Origin of the sequence: Streptomyces sp. NPDC096176 (assembly GCF_044763255.1) — a bacterium.
In the GTDB taxonomy this organism is placed as follows: Bacteria; Actinomycetota; Actinomycetes; order Streptomycetales; family Streptomycetaceae; genus Streptomyces.
Map to the genome: position 1 here is coordinate 293,382 of NZ_JBIWFV010000003.1, position 16,614 is coordinate 309,995.

Sequence of the window (16,614 nt, forward strand, 5' to 3'; positions counted from 1 at the left end):
GTTGACACAGGGGAGGAGAGCCGGAATGGGCACCACCCGCCCGGCGCGCGGCCGAACCGTACGAAGGAGTCACCATGGCGCTCACCCGTGAAGACCGTGAGAAGTTCCTGGCAGAGCCGCATGTCGCAGCACTCGCGGCCGATGCCGGCGAGGAGAACCGGGCTCCCCTCACGGTGCCGATCTGGTATCAGTACGAACCCGGCGGCGACATCTGGATCATGACCGGCCGCGACTCGCGGAAGGCGCGGGCGATCGCGTCCGCCGGCCGGTTCTCGCTGATGGTCGACCGCGTGGAACCGACGATCCGCTACGTCTCGGTCGAGGGCCCCGTCGTCGAGACGGTCGCGGCGACCCGTGAGCAGCTGGTGGAGATCTCGGCGCGCTATCTGGAACCGGGGAAGGTCGAGGCCTACGTCGACTTCGCCTGGCAGAACCACGGTGAGCAACTGGTCATCCGGATGCGCCCGCAGCGCTGGATCAGCTCGGACCTGGGGGAGGCCTGAGGGAGCGCGGTCCGAGCGGGCCGCGTGGGGCAGGTCGGACCGGGACAGCCCCGCCCGAGCGGGCGGTGCGCCGATGCGCCCCGCCCGCCGGCCGGCGTCAGGGGCGCAGCACCATCGGCGGGCCCACGTAGTGCGAGCCCGAGAGGCCGAGCGTCGCGTCGTACGCCATCTTGTAGTCGCCGTTCTCGTCGTGCGCCACGATGGCGTCGGAGACGGCATCGCGGAGGGCCTTGTCGCCCTTGGCCATGCCGATGCCGTAGGGCTCCTCCGTGAACGGGCGGCCGACGACCTTCAGTTGGCCCGGGTGCTGGGCGGCGTAGCCCTTGAGGATGGCGTCGTCCGTGGTGACGGCGTCGACCTCGGACTCGAGCAGCAGCCGGACGCACTCGGTGTACTTGGCGGTCTCGACCGTCGTGGTGTTGTACTCGGGCTTCTTGATCTCCCGGAGCGCAGTCGAACCCTTCGCGGAGCAGACCTTCTTGCCCTGCAGGGAGAACGGTCCCGCGATGGTCCTGTCGTCCTCGCGGATCAGCAGGTCGGCGCCGGCCATGTAATAAGGGCCGGCGAACCCGACCTTCTTCCTGCGCTCGTCGTTCATGGTGTACGTGCCGACGTACAGATCGACCTCGCCGTTGGAGATGGCCTGCTCGCGGACGCCGGTGTCGACCGTCTTGAACTCGATCTTGTCGGCGGGGAAACCGAGGTCGGCCGCGACCATCTTGGCGATCTCGATGTCGAAGCCGGAGCGCTTGCCGGTCTCGTCCTCGAAGCCGAGGAAGGGCTGGTCGTTCTTGGCGCCGATGACCAGCTTGCCGGCCGCCTGGGCCTTCTTCAGGGTCGGGGAGTCGATCTCGACGTTCCTGGCGACCGTGTAGGTGGGCAGCTTCGGAAGGTCCCTCGCGTCCGCGCGGGTCGTCGGCCCGTCACCGGAGGTCTCGGAGTCGCCACCACAGGCGGTTGCGGTGAGGGCGACGGTGAGCACGGTGACAGCCGCGGTCGCGGCGGACTTGTAGGCCTTCATGGTGCGACATCCTTCACTCGATTTTGCGAGGAGAGTAAGGAGTCGCAGGGCGCAGCGTCATTACATCTGAGCTGAAATTGAGCATCACATTCCGGATACGGCGGCCGGGTTGCGCTCCCGATCGTCGCGGGGGTGCGCACCCGGCGCGAACACCGGGTGCGCACCAGCACACTCAGCCGACCGTGAACGTCCCCGTCGCCCCGCTGAACGCGGTGATCCTGCCGAGGAGGCTCTTCGCGTCTGCGTGGTGCACGATCCGGTACGTCCCCGCCGGTGTGCCGGGAGCGATCTTCCAGGTGACGACGGCCTTGGAGGTGCCCGTCAGGCCGTTGAGCCGGACCCAGCGATACGTGGTGTCCCAGTCGCCGTCGTCCAGGTGGCGGACCCAGGAGCCGTTCACCTGGCGCTGCACCTCGAGGAAGGTCCCGTTGCGGTGCAGGTCGTTCTTGGGATGCCCGGTCACGAACTCGGCCGTCACCGTGGCGCCCCGCGTGTAGGAAGCCGCAGGACCGCTCAGTACGTCACCGAACTTCTTGCCCGAGGGCGGGTTGTCCATCACCACGCCGGTCTGCAGCGAGACCTGCCGGTTCGACTGGTCGGGCGGCGTCGGGCCCTGGTCGACGGACGTGCCGTCCCGCAACGAGGCGGCAAGAGAGGCGAACTCCTGCTGGTGCGCGGGCAGTGTGTGACGTCCGAAGAGCGTCGAGCCGCCCTCGTACTGTTGCAGGTCGTACTCCTCCGGTGTCGTCACGTACTGGCTGTAGGCGTTCGCGTATCCCTGCATCAGCACGTTCTCGAGCGGCACGCCCAGTTCCCCGGCGACCGAGCGGCGGATGCGCAGCCCCGAGACGATCGTGTACTCGGCGGGCCCGGCGACCAGGTAGAACTGGCCGATCTTGACGATCTGCACGGGCAGGATCGTGGGGGTCGTGGGCGTAACCGCGTTGACCAGCCCGGTGGGGACCAGACTCGCCTTCGGATACTGGCAGCTCACCAGCCACTCGGGCGGATCGATGTCGAACGGCTTCAGCAGCTCGGCCACCGGGCTGTTCATGCCCTCGGTGAAGCCGGGGATCGCGGGACCGTCCTCGACGCTGCCCGCGAGGGTCGAGGCGCCCACCACGGCAGGGCAGGTGCGGTGCTCCTTGCCGTCCGGGGTGTACTTCCCGGCGACGGTGACCTCTTCCATGTTCACGTACCGCAGGCGGGAGTCGACGCTGCCGCTGACCGGGGTGGCCGCCCCGGCGTAGATCTCCTGTGCCTTGCGGAACTGCCGGTCGCCGATGATGCGCGTGTTCTCGAACTCGTCCTCCGTCGGCCCCGAGCCGGGCTTCAGGTTCAGGTTGGGCGACATGTCGCCGGCGTTGGTGTTGGGGAACGCCGCGACGAAGCCCTTCCGGTTGTCGAGGTAGCGCACACCCTTCTCGTCGTGCTCCCACTCGTACGCCGCGTAGCCCTTGTTGTCGGGGCTGAGGAGGGTGTTCTTGTTCGTGAGCGACGTGTTGTGCGTGGCGAACCAGCTGATGGCACCGATGTCGCTGTCGCCCTGCCGGAAGCGGAGCACGGTCATCGCGGGGTCGATGGCGCCCGGGAAGGCCGCCTTGTCGCCGGCGGGGTTCTCGTCGAACGCGGTTCTGGAGCGGTTCACGCTCGCGTTCGTCAGTTCGCCTCTGCCCAGCGTGATCGTGCCCGGTGCGAGGTCCTCGTGTGCCTCGGCCACCGACTCGACGATGCCGTCGACGATCGACCGGTAGGTCTCCTTCTGGAAGCCGAGCGAAGCCAGGTTGTACGCCAGGTGGTGCGAATGGCCGCCGGAGCCCGCGTGGGTGTGCGTCGCGGAGAGCAGGACGTTCTGCTCCCCGTAGAGCGAGCCGTAGCGTTCCCGGAGCTTCGCGAGGACACCCTGCCGCACGGACTGGAAGATCATGGCCAGGTCGGCGTTGACGTACACGACGCGGCTGCCGCTGGTCCGGTCCGCCACGATGAACGCCCGTGAGCGCTGCCGTTGATGGATGCCGCTCGCCTTCTGGTCGAAGCTCGAGTAGCCCATCATGCCGACTTCCGCGGCCTCCCCGGTGACGTCGGAGATGCCCCGGCCGACGAGATAGGTCGTCGGCTCGGCGGCTGTCGCCTCTGCCGGAGCCGCGCCCGCGGGGACGGCTCCCGGCACGGCCGCCAGGGTCAGTGCGCCGAGCGATGCCGCCAGCAGCAGGGAGAGCGCCTTCGCGTCCGAACCGGGGAACAACCGCATGTCCACTCCCTCGTGCTGCAATCCGTGCCGACCGAGTGTGCGGCGGCCCGTGTCGTGGGTGAAGCGCCGCGTCGTGCCCTGCCGTTCGAGCCATGCCGTTCGTGACAGGTGTGACCGACGGTAAGGGGGGCGGGAGGCCGGTGGAGAGGACTCAACCGGCCAGTAACGGGACTTCAGCGGCCACGGGCCCTGTCCTCCCGCTGCCGAAATCCCTACAGTGGCCGCCCGGAGGTGAGGCCACGGTGCCGCACACAACGGGATGGATGCCCGCACCGGGGCAGTTGCCGGCGAGCCTCGCCGACCCGCGGTGCGGATCCGCGACCATCACGCCCCATCTCCTGCGGTATCTCTCCCTCGTGGCCGCCGAGCGCGGTCACGACCTCGGCCCGGCCCTCGGTCGCGCCGGACTCAGCGAGGCAGCTCTCAGCTCCGTCGGCCTGCGGGTGTCCTACCGGCAGGGCAGCTCGGTGATCAGGGCGGCAGTGCGGGACCTCGGCGACCCCGCCCTCGGCCTGGCGGTGGGCCGCCGTCAGCGGGTGACCGCGTGGGGGCTGGTCGGCCTCGGTCTCCAGGCCAGCGCCACGCTCGGCGATGCCGTCGAGCTCGGAGTCCGTCACCACGGCGTCACCGGATCCATGCTCGACTACCGCCTCGAGACCGTGCCGGCCGGCGCCGCGATCCTGGCGACCGCCCGGTACACCGACTCCGAACTGCGGGCGTTTCTCCTCGAAGAGGCGTTCGGCAGCATCGTGGCCCTGATCAGGGACGCCTGGCGGGAGGAGTTCACGCCGCACTCCGTCGCCGTACGGCACCACCGCCCGGCGTACGGAGACGAGTACGAGCGGCACTTCCGCTGCCCCGTCACCTTCGATGCCCCCGACGACCGCCTCGTGTTCGCCGCAGATGATCTGCGCAGCCCCCTGCCCGGCGCGGACGCGTACACCCTCGCCCAGGTGGTCGGACTGCTCGACGCGGCGCGCACGCACGGACGCGAACGCCAGGACCTGGTGCAGGGACTGGAAGTCTCCGTCGCCCGCGGCCTGCCCCACGTGCCGCCGCTTGCACAACAGGCGCTGGCCCGGGGGATGAGCGAACGGACTCTGCGCAGAAGGCTCGCCGAACACGGCACGACCTACGAGGCGCTCGTCGACTCGGTCCGTCTGGTCCGGGCCGAGGAACTTATGATGACCAGCGACCTGCCGCTGCACAGGATCGCGAGGATGCTCGGATTCAGTGACGCGCGGACCCTGCGGCGTGCAGTGGCACGCTGGTTCGGCACGAGCCCCTCCGCGATGCGCGACGCCGCCTCCCGTCTGCGATGACCCGCGGGACCCGCGGGACCCCCGCGGCCCGCAGCCCGGACACCCCGCTCGCGCGGGCGCGGTCAGGGGTGCCGGGCGAGCCCGGGGCGCGTCCCGTTGAGGTAGTGGTCGCCGATGTCCCGCAACCGGTGGGCCTCCGGGACGCGGAGGGTCAGCGCGCGTGCGTCCCGCCAGAACCTGTCGAACCCCTGGGTGCTGTGACAGGCGGCGCCGAACGCCCCGGTGAGCTCGAGGACTCGGGTGGTGATCCGTACGGCCGACCGGGCGGTGACCGTCTCGGCCGCCGAGACAAGGGCGGCGATGTCGGCGCAGTCGTCCACCGCGAGGTCCGGTCCGGTGAGCAACCCCTGCGCGACGGCGTCCGTCGCCCGTTCGACGACTGCCACGGCGGCGTGGAAGGCGGTGGCGAGCTCTCCGTAGGCGAGGAGGACGTACGGGTCCTCGCCCTGCCGGTTGCCGAAGCTGCCGTCGTCCATGGTGGCGGAGGGCGGTGCGGCACTCGCGGCGCGGCTCACGTCCCGAGAGGGGCAAGTGCCGCGCCGGGCCGCACGGCGTGCTCGTCGCGGGACGCGGAGCCGAGGATGTGCTCCGCCGGGACCGCGACACGATCGAAAAGGACGCTGCCCGCCCCGGTGAGGCGCTGCCCGACGAGGTCGTGCGCGTCCTGCGTGGACACCCCGGGACCGGCGGGATCCACCAGGGCGATCAGCCGGTCGCCGCTGACGGGAGCAGCGCGCGCCGATGACCAGCCGGTCGGCGACGCCGACGCCGGCCGGCAGATCCTGGCGCCCGTCGAGGACGTACCCGCCCTCGGCCGGCGACAGAGTACGACGAAGGCGGCCGGGGACTTCAGCTCATCAACATGCTCTGCCGCCGCTGGCGTTCCTGCCGGACCTCCCACGGCAAGGTCGTCTGGGCGGAACAGGACATCGTGCCGGCATCCGCGTGAGAGTCCCGGGGTCGTGCGGCCGGAGCGGAACCAGGACCGGCCGGGCGTCGTGGTACCAGCGAAAGCGTAAGGGTGCCGGGAGAAGGGGAGTTCGCCATGGCCGAGAGCGCCGTGCGGATCGAGGGAAACAGCCTGCTGCTGGGCGACGGAGTGCGGGTCCGGTTCATCAGGACGCTGCGCCTGCCGGAATCGGGCACACATCCGCTGCCGCCGGGGCTGGGCGAGTTCCCGGTACGGCGCGTCGAGGACCACGCAGGCACCGTGCCGCCGCAGATGCTCGAGCGGGGCGGCGTGATGCTGCCCGTGTATCTGCGCGAGGCCATGTGGCTCAGCTTCGCCGGCACCACCGAGCCCGCCGCGCTCCAGGTCGGCGTCGGCAAGGTGTGCGCCGTCTCCGGCGAACCGTGGCGCGGGAAGCTGACGCGAAAGCCGCAGAACTACGTGGTGCTGCCCTGCCAGCCGTGGCTGGACGGCATCAACTCCGGCAAGGGCACGGTTCGTCAGTTCGTCGCCGTCCCGCTGGGACTCGGCGCCACCGTGGAGGGCCAGGTCACCGGCGAGGAGACGTGGGGCGGCGTCCAGTTGCAGGCGTTCGGGCTGTCGGGCTCGGCGCTGGCGGCCTGGCGCGAGGAGGAGCGCGTACGCGCGGAGCGTGCGGCGCGGACCGCGTGGTCCGCGGCGGGAGCGCCGCCCGCCGCGCCGCAGGCGCCCGGTGCCCCGCCCGCCCCGCCCGCGGCGTACGGGGCCGCACCCCCGGCGCCCGGTGCGGTCGTCCCACCTGCCCAGTTCGGCGGGCCGCCGCCCGCGCGTGCCGCGGCGATGGGTCTCGGCGTGGGCGGCTCCATGCGGCAGGAGGTCCACCGCGACGACCGGCGTTTCTCCGACTGGGCGAAGGAGCCGGCCGGCCGGGTGTTCGTCCACCTGGTGACCCCGCCCGAGTGGCGCCGCATCACTGGCGAGGACGCGCCGCCGTCCCCGGTCGACCGTGCCGCCTACACGCGGGCCGGGCTGCCCTGGTTCGAGTACTACGACGAGAACGCCGCCGACCTCCCGCCCACGCAGACCCTGAGCGACGTGCAGCCGGTCGGCGACTGGCTCGGTGACGACCACGTCCCGTGGCAGCCCCCGGCGCCCGGTCAGGTCCTGCCCCTGGGCGACGCCCCCCGGCCGGGCAAGGCGGTCGCCGACGGCGACTGGTGACCCCGTCCGCGGCGAGCCGGGACGCGGCCGCTCGTCGCAGCGGCCACCGGGCTGGGCGAGGTGGTGCTTCTGGCATGGCCGGGTCGAGGGGGCTGGTTCGACTGTGACGGCCCGGCGCGGCCCGAGCCGGCCTTACGAGGCTCCGCCGCGGCTAGGGCACGGCGTCGGGTCGGGGTCCGGGTTCGGGCCCGAGTTCGGGTTCGGGTCGGGGTCGGGTTCGGGCCCGAGTTCAGTTTCGGGTCGGGGTCGGGTTCGGGCCCGAGTTCAGCTGCGGGTCGGGGTCGGGTTCGTGTTCGGGCAGCCCGCTGAGGAGCGACGGCAGCGCCTGCTCGGTCCAGACAGTCTTGCCCTCCCGTGTGTGCCGTGTGCCCCAGCGCGTCGTCAGCTGGGCGACCAGGAGCAGGCCCCGCCCGCCTTCGTCGGTGCTGCGCGCCCGCCGCAGATGGGGGGAGGTGCTGCTCGGGTCGGAAACCTCGCAGATGAGCCGCTGGTGGTGGATGAGCCGCAGCGTCAGGGGACCGCCCGCGTAGCGGTAGGCGTTGGTGATGAGCTCGCTGACGATCAGCTCCGTGGAGAAGACCATCTCCTCCAGCCCCCACGCCACCAGCTGGTCCGTGGTGAGCTGACGGGCGCGCGCCGGAGCGGTCGGCTCCGCCGGGAGCTCCCATGTGGCGACCAACTCCGGTGCCAGTGTGTGAGTCTGAGCCAGCAGCAGCGCGACGTCGTCGGAGGGCCGCTCCGGCAGCAGGCGGTCGACCACCGCCTGCGCGGTGTCCTCCAGTGGCCGGGCCGGCCCCGCCAGCGTCTCGCACAGCTGGGCCAGTCCGGCCTCCATGTCGCGCATCGCACCGTCGACCAGCCCGTTCGTGTAGAGGGCGATGACGCTGCCTTCCTGAAGCGTCAGCTCCGCCGCCTCGAACGGCAGCCCGCCGAGACCGAGCGGGGGCCCGGCAGGCAGATCCGGGACGCTCACGTCTCCCTCGGGCGACACCACCGCCGGCGGCGGATGTCCTGCCCGGGCGAGGGAGCAGCGTTGTGTCACGGGGTCGTACACGGCGTACAGACAGGTCGCGCCCACCACCTGTTCTCCCGGCCCGCCCTCGACGTCCTGCTCCTGTTCCCCGGCCAGCCGGTTCACCAGGTCGTCGAGGTGGGAGAGCACCTCGTCGGGCTCGAGGTCGAGATCGGCCAGCGTGTGCACGGCGGTCCGCAGGCGGCCCATCGTGGCCGCGGCGTTGATGCCGTGCCCGACGACGTCGCCGACGACGAGGGCGACACGGGCCCCGGACAGCGGAATGACATCGAACCAGTCGCCGCCGACGCCGGTCATCCCTCCCGCAGGCATGTAGCGGTGCGCGACGACGACCGCCGGGTGGGCCGGCAGTTCCCGCGGCAGCAGACGCCGCTGCAGCGCGAGCGCGGCCCGGTGCTGCTGGGTGAAGCGGCGGGCGTTGTCCAGGGAGACCGCCGCACGGGCGGCGAGCTCGCTCGCCAGGGTGAGGTCGTCCTCTTCGAACGGCTCGGGCAGCCGCCAGCGCCACAGGCTGACGAACCCCAGGGCGAGTCCGCGTGCCGTCAGGGGGACCACCATCAGCGAATGGACGTTCTGGAGTCCGGTCGTCCCACCCCGGCCCATGGCTGTGAGGAAGTCGGAGAAGTCGGAGAAGTCGATGTACGGCTTCAGGACGGGCCGGCCGGTGGACAGGCACCGCCCCTGCGGTGTGTCCTTCGGGAACGAGTTCACCGTGCCCACCGGGAAGAGGAGATGGGCGGTCTCGGGCGTGATCGTCCTGTTCGCCGTCCTGCGCACGGGGCCGACGCCGCCGGGGACGGGTTCCTCGCCGCGGCTGACCGGCTCGAGGAGGTCGACCGACACACAGTCGGCCAGGCCGGGTACCGCCGCCCGCACCAGTTCCTCCGCCGTCGTCTCCACGTCCAGCGTGGTTCCGATGGTGGCGCCCGCCTCTGTGAGCAGTGCGAGCCTCCGGCGCGCACGGTGACCGTCGGTGACATCCTCCACGAGCTGTGTCACCCCGAGAACCCGGCCGGCGGAATCCTCCATGCGGAACGCGGACACCGAGACATACCGCTCCCTGTCGGGTCTGCCGGGCCCGCCCGGCACCCGGCACGGCTGCTCCGTGAAGATCATCGGAACACCGGTGTCCAGCACCTTCCGGAGCCCCTCGTCGACGGTCTCCGCGTCCGAGCTGATGAGGAAGTCACCGATGCGGTGGCCCCGCGCCTGTTCGGTGCTGATGCCGCCGATGCGGGCGATCGCCCGGTTGATCCGCAGAATGGTCAGATCGGTGTCGTGCACCGCGAGACCGATGGGCGACCTGCGGAACATGCCGTCCATGACCGAACGGTCGATCTCCCATTGGAGGACCTCCTCGGCGGGCGCGGCCACCAGGTACCACTCCTTGGCCCCCGCCTCGCGTGTCACCCAGCGTGCCCGGATCCCCAGGCCGAGCGTGCTGCCGTCGCATGCCCGCACCGGCACGATCCCGAACCAGCCGCGGTTCCTGATGCACGCGGTGGTGGCCTCCACGACCACGTCCCGGTCGGCCGGGTCCACCAGGGTCTCCATGGCGGAACGGCCGAGCACGTCCTCGGCGGAGTAGCCCGTCAGCGTCCGAGCGAGTTCGCTCCAGCCGGACACCCGGCCGTGCCGGTCGAGCACCACGGCGGCGGCTCGACCGTGCGAGTACGGGTCCTCCGGGCTCTCACTGATCAGGGTCACAGATCCGGTCATCGCTCCTATCCTCCGCCCGGCGCTGTGGCGACGCGAGCGATGAATTCCGGGCGGTGCGATGGTCAGTACCGGAGCAGGGCTCACACCGACCCGACCACCAGGAGCACCGATGCCGCGCATCACCCCGAACCTCTGGTTCGACACCCAGGGCAAGGAAGCCGCCGAGTTCTACGTCTCGGTCTTTCCGAACTCGGAGATCAAGCACATCTCGTACTACGGCGAGGCGGGACCCCGGGCGGCGGGCACCGTGCTGACCGTGGACTTCGTGCTCGACGGCCAGGAGTACACCGCGATCAACGGCGGCCCGGAGTTCACCTTCGACGAGGCGATCTCCCTGCTGATCAACTGCGCGGACCAGGAGGAGGTCGACTACTACTGGGAGAAGCTGGGCGAGGGCGGCCAGGAGGGCCCTTGCGGGTGGCTCAAGGACAAGTACGGCTTGTCCTGGCAGATCGTCCCCGTCGCCCTGGGGGAGCTGCTGACGGACAAGGACGACGCCCGTGCCCAGCGTGCGATGGCGGCCATGCTCGGCATGAAGAAGCTCGACGTGGCCGCGCTCTACGCGGCCGCCGACCGGGCGGAGTGAGCCGCCCGCGGACCCGAGGGGCCGTCCGGCGGGCCCGGCGCCGAGGCGGACGGCCCTGGGGCCGCTCCCGAGTCCTGCGCCGAGGTGGACGGCCCAGGGTCCCGCGCCTGTGGGGCCTCACCGCGCCCGGCCCCGCCCCCAAGCCGCAGGCCGCACCCGCGGAGGGGCCGACACCAGCCCTCAGGCAATCGCGCACATCACCACGGCCCGGCTCTACTCCCGGTGCGGGAACGCGTAGAGGACCTGGGGCTCGTCCCACTCGACGAAGCTGTCCACCAGCGTGGCGCCGAGACGTTCGAGCAGCCGCCTGGACCGGGCGTTGGCCTCCTGCGTCAACGCCGTCACTCCGGGGACGGGAGACGTCACGTTGTTCCGGGCCCAGTCGACGGCGGCGGCGACGGCCTCGCCCCCGTAGCCGTGGCCCCAGTGCTCCGGCAGCAACTGGTACGACACCTCGGTCCTGCCGTCCCGGGCATCGGGCTCCACGCTCACGAGGCCGACGACCGCGTGGTCCGCCCGGCGTGCGACCGCGAACACCCCGCGGGCGCCGACGCACCTCTGCTCGCGGATCCGGACGACGTTGCTGTCCACCGGCCCCCCGAGGTGCCGTCGCACCTCGGGGTCCGTCCACAGACGGGCCATCACCGACACGTCCGCCCGCTCGACGGGACGCAGCGCGAGGCGTCGGGTCGTGAGTGCGGCGGGCCAGACCACGGGAGCGGGAGACATAACGGCGATCATGGCACGGGCGGGCAGCGGTGTGCCGAGGACACCGCTCGTCCGTTGGCACCCGGCGGAGCCCGATGGCGGGGCCGTGCCGGGATGGAATCCTGGGAACCGGCCGGTGTCCGGCGGGGGCGCGGACCGTAAGGAGCACCGTGGAACTGGAAACTGTTCTCGACGAGCTGTACGCCCTGCGCCCCGAGGAGTTCACGGCAGCACGCAACGCGCGTGCGGCAGCCGCCCGCAAGGCGGGGGACCGTGAGTTGGCCGAACGGATCCGGGCGCTGCACAGACCGACGGTGTCTGCGTGGGCGTGCAATCTGCTGGTACGCCGGGAACCGGAGAAGATCCAGCCGCTGATCAGCCTCGGCGAGGGGCTGCGCGCGGCCCACCGCGACCTCGACGGCGAGCAGCTGCGCGAGCTGGGAAGACAGCAGCATCTGCTGGTGGGGGCGCTGGCCAGAGAGGCCCGGCGGCTGGCGGCGGACGCGGGACAGGCCGTCGGCGACAGCGCCCTGCACGAGATCGAGGCCACCCTGCACGCCGTCCTCGCCGATCCCCACGCCGCGCGGGAATGGGCCGCGGGGCACCTCGAGAAGCCGCTCAGCGCACCCGTCGGCTTCAGCGGGCTCGAAGCGAGCGCAGCGGCCGTCGCCACGCCGGCCCGCCCTCGCGCGCAGGCTCCGGTGCCCGCGACGGAGCCGGACGAGGACCGCCGCGACCGGCGTCACCGTGAGCAGCTCGATCGCGCCCGGCAGGAAGCCGAGGCGGCCGAGCGACAGGCCCGCGAGGGCGAGCATGCGCGGGAAGCGGCGGCGGCCGAGCTCGAGCAGGCCCAAGCCGCATTCGAGGAGTCGGGCGAGCGGGTGGCCTCGCTGGAACGGGAGCTGAGACAGGCCCGGAAGCAGCAGCGCCGGACGGAGGACGGGCTGCGGGAGGCTCGCGACCGCGCGGCGGCGGCGGACCGTACGGCACGGGACGCGCGGAACCACGCGAAGAAGACGCAGGCAGCGGTGGAACGACTGTCCGGGCACAGCGCCTGAGCGGGCTTGCCCACCCCGCCAGGCGTGGGGGAGTGCCCCCGGACGAGGTGAAGGTGCCGGCAGCCGCAGGGCCGGCGGCGTTCGAGGCACGGGCGTCCGGGGCAGCGCCCCCGGCTCGGGGAAGGGGCGGGAAGGCGAAACGCCCACCGCGCCCGGTCTCCGGTCCGAACCGGCCGCTACTTCAGTCCGGCACGCCGGGTGAGGAGGGCTCGTGTCTCCAGTGCCACCTGCTGGACCTCGCCCGTCGGCACGACCAGCACGGGTACCCGGGCGCCGGGCGCGCTGACGACGGCGTCCTCCTGCGGGTTGACCGCCCGCAGGCCCCCGTTGATGCCGAGCACGCCCAGCCCGGCGCAGACCGCCTCCCGCACCTCCGGCTGGTCGCCGCCGATCTCGCCGGTGAACACCAACGCGTCGACCCTCTCGAGTGAGGCGGCGACACTCGCGACACCGCGCCGCACCCCCAGGGCGAAGACATCGAGCGCCAGGTCCGCCCGCCGGTCCCCGGCGGCCGCGGCCCGTACGAGATCCCGCGTGTCCCCGGACGTGCCGGACAGGCCCAGCAGCCCCGACTCGCGGTTCAGCGCCTCGGAGATGCGCTCCGCAGACAACCCCGCCGACATCTGCAACCACAGCAGCAGCCCTGGATCGACGCTGCCGCTGCGCTTGCTCATCACCAGACCATCGAGCGGGGTGAAGCCCATGGTGGTGTCCACGCTCCGCCCCTCACGCACCGCACAGGCCGAGCATCCTCCGCCCAAGTGGGTGATCACGAGGTGCAGTTCGTCGGCCCGCCGTCCCAGTACGGCCGCGGCCCGGCGCAGGGCCCACGTGTATGACAGACCGTGGAAGCCGTACCGGCGCAGGCCGTGCCGCTCCGTCCATTCGCGGGGCAGCCCATATGTCCGGGCGGCGGGCGACAACCCGGCGTGGAACGCCGTGTCGAAGCACGCCACATGTGGCACGTCCGGCAGCAGTCTGCGTGTCGCGTCGAGGGCCACGAGCGCCGGCGGTACGTGGAGGGGCGCCAGGTCGGCGGCCTGGTCCAGCTCGGCGCGTACCCCGTCGTCGACCAGGACGGGGCCGAGCAGCCGCGGTCCGCCGTGCACGAGGCGGTGCCCGGTCCCCGCCACGGGCGGCGCTTCGCGCAGCAGTTCCTCGATCACGTCGGGCGTTCCGCTCCCCGGGGCCTCGACGAGATGGCGGGAGCCCAGCTCGCGGCCTTCCTCGTCGAGCACCCTCAGATGGAGGCTGGACGAACCGGCGTCGACGACGAGCAGGTTCGAGGCCGTCACGATCCCCACCTCCAGTCCGTGATCTCGACCGGGTCGACACCGGTACGGCGCAGCTCCTTGCGCAGCCGGTCCCGGTGCAGCGCGTAACGGTCCGCCAGGTCGCCTGTGGCCGCCGCGCGGCCACGCAGATGCCGCAGCGCCGTGATGGCCAGGTCGTGGCGTGAGACCCCGTTGCTCGCGAGCAGGTCGTAGGGAGTGGTCGTCGTGCCCTCCTCGACGTAGCCGCGCACATGGAAGCGATCGGGTCGCGGGCGGCCGTGCAGCAACTGGTGGACGGCGGACGGGTAGCCGTGGAAGTCGAGGACCACCGGGAGTTCCGAGCCGAACAGCGCGTCGAAGTCGGCTGTTGTCATACCGTGCGGATGCCGGTCCGGAGGGGCAAGCGCGCACAGGTCGACGATGTTGACGACGCGGACGCGAGCCTCCGGCAGGTCGCGGCGCAGCAGTTCCGCCGCCGCGAGTGTCTCCACAGTGGGGATGCCGCCCGCGCACGCCAGGACAAGCTCGGGATCCTCGCCGGCGTTCGTGGAGGCCCAGCGCCAGGTCGACGCCCCGGCCTCGCAGTGCCTTCGGGCCTCGTCCAGAGTCAGCCACTGCGCCGCCGGATGCTTGCCCGCGACGATCAGGTTGATCCGCCCGGTGTCCGCGAACAGCCGCTCCGCGGTGACCAGTAGCGTGTTGGCGTCGGGCGGCAGATGGACGCCGGTCACCGTGGCCTTCTTCGTGAGCAGATTGTTGATGAATCCCGGACCCTGATGGCTGTAGCCGTTGTGCTCCTGGCGCCATCCTTCGCTGGTCAGCAGATAGTTGAAGCTGCTGACGGGAGTTCGCCACGAGACCTCACGGGACAGCTTCAGCCACTTCGCGTACTGGTTGAGCATGCTGTCGACAACGGAGGCGAAGGCCTCGTAGGTGGGGAACAACCCGTGCCGGCCGGTCTGGAGATAACCCTGCAGCCAGCCCTGGCAGTTGTGCTCCGAGAGGACCTCCATCACCCGCCCGTCCGGCGTCAGGTCCTCCGCGTACTCCTCGACGGGCCACACGTATCCGCGGCCGGTCGCCTCGAGAACGCCGTCCAGCTTGTTGGAGGCCAGCTCGTCGGGGGACATGATGCGGAAGTCACGGCGCAGCTCCGTCCTGTGCATGATCTCCGTCAGCCAGCCCGCAAGCACCCCGTTGGGACTTGCCCTCACCGCGCCCGGGCCGGCCGTGACGTCGACCGCGTACGGCTCGAGGGGCGGCAGGTCCAGAGGCCGTCGCAGCCGGCCGCCGTCGCCCGCCACCTGCATGCCGATGCGCCGTTCGCCCGAGGGACAGTCGGCGAGCACCTCTTTCGCAGGCCGCCCCTCCTCGTCGAACAACTCCTCGGGGCGGTAGGAACGAAGCCAGGTCTCCAGGGCCGCGAGCTGGATCGGGTCGTCGTGGACGTCGTCCAGCGGCACCTGGTGGGCGTGGAACGTACCTTCGATGCGCTTTCCCTCGACCTCGGCCGGCGCCCCCTGTCCCTTGAGGCTGCGCAGCACGATCATCGGCCAGACGGGACGTTCCGGTGGGCCGCTCTCCCGGGCACGCCGCTGGATGTCGACGACGGCCGTGTGGGCGTCGCGCACCGCTTCGGCGACCGGTTCGCCCTCCGGGCCGGCGGTGACGTCGACGATGCGAGGGTCCCAGCCGTAACCGCGGAAAAGCGAGACGAGTTCTTCGTCGGACATGGTCGCGAAGACGGTGGGCGAGGAGATCTTGTAGCCGTTGAGGTGGAGAACGGGCAGGACGGCGCCGCCGGTCACCGGGTCGAGGTACTTGGACGAGTGCCAGGCGCCGGCCGTCGGTCCCGTCTCCGCCTCGCCGTCGCCGACGATGCACACCACCAGCCGGTCCGGGGCGTCGAGAGCCGCGCCGAACGCCGTGGACAGGGCGTAACCGAGCTCGCCGCCCTCGTGGATGGTGCCGGGCACGGCGGGGGAGAGGTGGCTGGGGAATCCGTCGGGCGCACAGTAGCGCCGGGCCAGCTCGGTCAGGCCGCTCCGGGTCCGGGACAGCGCGGGGTCGTAGTGCTCATGGGTGCCCTCCAGCCACAGGTTGGCGTGGTTGGCGGGTGCGCCGTGCCCCGGGCCGGTCACGAGCAGGACGTCGGTGTCACGCTCGAGGATCAGGGCGTTGAGCGCGTCGTACACCATCGTGATGCCCGGGCAGGAGCCCCAGTGCCCCAGCAGCCGGGGTTTGAGATGCTCGGCGCGCAAGGGCTCGCGCAGCAGAACGTTGTCCTTGAGGAAGATCAGTGCGGCAGCCGCGTAGTCGGCCGCCCGCCGGTACGTCTGAGTCATGGCTTCACTCCGGCGGTGCGCCCAGCGGGTTCGCCGCCAGCGCCTTCGCCGTGCCGAACAGGTTGGCGGCCATCGCACGGCCGGTCTTGTCCGACCAGTCGTGCCCCCGCTCGTCGTCGAGGTAGTCGGGTCCCGCACCCGGCCCCAGATGCCAGTACCTCCATGGCCTGCCCGGGGATCGTGCAGCCGATGTCGGCCAGTGCGCCCGAGATCTCGCTGATCACATGGTGCGCCCCGTCCTCGTTGCCCGTGACGACCCCCGCGACCCTGTTGTAGGCGACCGGACGTCCGTCGTCGTCGGTCTCCGAAAGCATGGCGTCCATACGCTCCAGCACACGCTGGGCGACGGACGAGGGCCGGCCGAGCCAGGTCGGCGAGGCCATGACCAGGATCTCCGCGTCCATCAGCTTCGCGTGCACCTGCGGCCACTGGTCACCGGGGACGACCGCCTCGGTGACGACGCCCGGCCTGATGTCCAGGTCGACCGTCCGGACGAACTCCACCTCCACCCCGTACATCTCGAGTTGGGAGGCGACCACCTGAGCCAGTGCATCGGTGTGGGAGGGATCCGGAGACGCCTTGAGCGTGCAGTTGATCACCAGTGCCTTCATGCGAAGACCAGTACCCGGTGCGTCCCCCGGCACG

13 protein-coding genes and 2 pseudogenes are annotated in these 16,614 nt (G+C 71.5%); 6 read left to right on the forward strand and 9 right to left on the reverse strand.

Translation table 11 applies throughout. From position 1 onward, the window contains the following. The first annotated feature begins 74 nt into the window (after nt 1–74). On the forward strand, nt 75–503 hold the full coding sequence (locus ACIQ7Q_RS10045; RefSeq protein WP_403858520.1) for a pyridoxamine 5'-phosphate oxidase family protein: 429 nt from the start codon (nt 75–77) through the stop codon (nt 501–503). Between the two features lie 97 nt (nt 504–600). Here the strand turns inward: ACIQ7Q_RS10045 and ACIQ7Q_RS10050 are convergent, their stop codons facing one another. Together ACIQ7Q_RS10050 and ACIQ7Q_RS10055 are read right to left on the reverse strand one after the other, a co-directional pair. Continuing rightward, nucleotides 601–1,524 (reverse strand): glutamate ABC transporter substrate-binding protein, encoded by a 924-nt coding sequence (locus tag ACIQ7Q_RS10050; RefSeq protein WP_403858522.1) that lies wholly within the window; start codon nt 1,522–1,524, stop codon nt 601–603. Nucleotides 1,525–1,696: 172 nt separating this feature from the next. Next, on the reverse strand, nt 1,697–3,775 hold the full coding sequence (locus ACIQ7Q_RS10055; RefSeq protein ID WP_403858524.1) for a neutral/alkaline ceramidase: 2,079 nt from the start codon (nt 3,773–3,775) through the stop codon (nt 1,697–1,699). Between the two features lie 263 nt (nt 3,776–4,038). On the opposite strand from ACIQ7Q_RS10055, the gene ACIQ7Q_RS10060 reads away from it, so the two are divergent. Further along, on the forward strand, nt 4,039–5,097 hold the full coding sequence (locus tag ACIQ7Q_RS10060; RefSeq protein WP_403858526.1) for an AraC family transcriptional regulator: 1,059 nt from the start codon (nt 4,039–4,041) through the stop codon (nt 5,095–5,097). A 62-nt stretch (nt 5,098–5,159) separates the two neighbouring features. Here the strand turns inward: ACIQ7Q_RS10060 and ACIQ7Q_RS10065 are convergent, their stop codons facing one another. Together ACIQ7Q_RS10065 and ACIQ7Q_RS10070 are read right to left on the reverse strand one after the other, a co-directional pair. Then, nucleotides 5,160–5,612: an acyl-CoA dehydrogenase family protein gene (locus ACIQ7Q_RS10065; RefSeq protein WP_403858528.1), complete on the reverse strand. Its 453-nt coding sequence runs from the start codon at nt 5,610–5,612 to the stop codon at nt 5,160–5,162. After that, complete coding sequence (locus ACIQ7Q_RS10070) at nt 5,609–5,773, reverse strand: hypothetical protein (protein WP_403858530.1); 165 nt, start codon at nt 5,771–5,773, stop codon at nt 5,609–5,611. The genes ACIQ7Q_RS10065 and ACIQ7Q_RS10070 overlap by 4 nt, the downstream gene beginning before the upstream one ends. A gap of 153 nt (nt 5,774–5,926) precedes the next feature. On the opposite strand from ACIQ7Q_RS10070, the pseudogene ACIQ7Q_RS10075 reads away from it, so the two are divergent. Both ACIQ7Q_RS10075 and ACIQ7Q_RS10080 read left to right on the forward strand, forming a co-directional pair. Then, nucleotides 5,927–6,046 (forward strand): annotated as a pseudogene (locus ACIQ7Q_RS10075) (ATP-binding protein); the annotation flags it as partial. A gap of 96 nt (nt 6,047–6,142) precedes the next feature. Beyond that, complete coding sequence (locus ACIQ7Q_RS10080; protein ID WP_403858532.1) at nt 6,143–7,246, forward strand: GyrI-like domain-containing protein; 1,104 nt, start codon at nt 6,143–6,145, stop codon at nt 7,244–7,246. A gap of 229 nt (nt 7,247–7,475) precedes the next feature. On the opposite strand, the gene ACIQ7Q_RS10085 is transcribed toward ACIQ7Q_RS10080, so the two are convergent. Next, nucleotides 7,476–9,998: a SpoIIE family protein phosphatase gene (locus ACIQ7Q_RS10085; protein WP_403858534.1), complete on the reverse strand. Its 2,523-nt coding sequence runs from the start codon at nt 9,996–9,998 to the stop codon at nt 7,476–7,478. A 109-nt stretch (nt 9,999–10,107) separates the two neighbouring features. Between ACIQ7Q_RS10085 and ACIQ7Q_RS10090 the strand changes: the two genes are divergently transcribed. After that, a complete protein-coding gene (locus ACIQ7Q_RS10090) occupies nt 10,108–10,584 on the forward strand; it encodes a VOC family protein (RefSeq protein ID WP_403858535.1) in 477 nt (158 codons plus the stop codon). 213 nt (nt 10,585–10,797) lie between these two features. On the opposite strand, the gene ACIQ7Q_RS10095 is transcribed toward ACIQ7Q_RS10090, so the two are convergent. Beyond that, nucleotides 10,798–11,313 carry a GNAT family N-acetyltransferase gene (locus ACIQ7Q_RS10095; RefSeq protein ID WP_403858537.1) on the reverse strand — a complete coding sequence of 172 codons (516 nt, stop codon included), beginning with the start codon at nt 11,311–11,313 and terminating at the stop codon, nt 10,798–10,800. A gap of 149 nt (nt 11,314–11,462) precedes the next feature. Here ACIQ7Q_RS10095 and ACIQ7Q_RS10100 point away from each other — a divergent pair, with 149 nt between their 5' ends. Next, nucleotides 11,463–12,350, forward strand: a complete 888-nt coding sequence (locus ACIQ7Q_RS10100; RefSeq protein ID WP_403858539.1) for a hypothetical protein — start codon at nt 11,463–11,465, stop codon at nt 12,348–12,350. A gap of 176 nt (nt 12,351–12,526) precedes the next feature. Here ACIQ7Q_RS10100 and ACIQ7Q_RS10105 read toward each other — a convergent pair whose 3' ends face one another. The 3 genes and pseudogenes from ACIQ7Q_RS10105 to ACIQ7Q_RS10115 all read right to left on the reverse strand — a co-directional run bounded on the left by ACIQ7Q_RS10105 (nt 12,527) and on the right by ACIQ7Q_RS10115 (nt 16,580). Then, a complete protein-coding gene (locus tag ACIQ7Q_RS10105) occupies nt 12,527–13,645 on the reverse strand; it encodes an acetate/propionate family kinase (protein ID WP_403858541.1) in 1,119 nt (372 codons plus the stop codon). Continuing rightward, a complete protein-coding gene (locus ACIQ7Q_RS10110; RefSeq protein ID WP_403858543.1) occupies nt 13,642–15,969 on the reverse strand; it encodes a phosphoketolase family protein in 2,328 nt (775 codons plus the stop codon). Before ACIQ7Q_RS10110 ends, ACIQ7Q_RS10105 begins: the two co-directional genes overlap by 4 nt. A gap of 4 nt (nt 15,970–15,973) precedes the next feature. Continuing rightward, nucleotides 15,974–16,580 (reverse strand): annotated as a pseudogene (locus ACIQ7Q_RS10115) (flavodoxin family protein). Nucleotides 16,581–16,614: the final 34 nt, after the last annotated feature.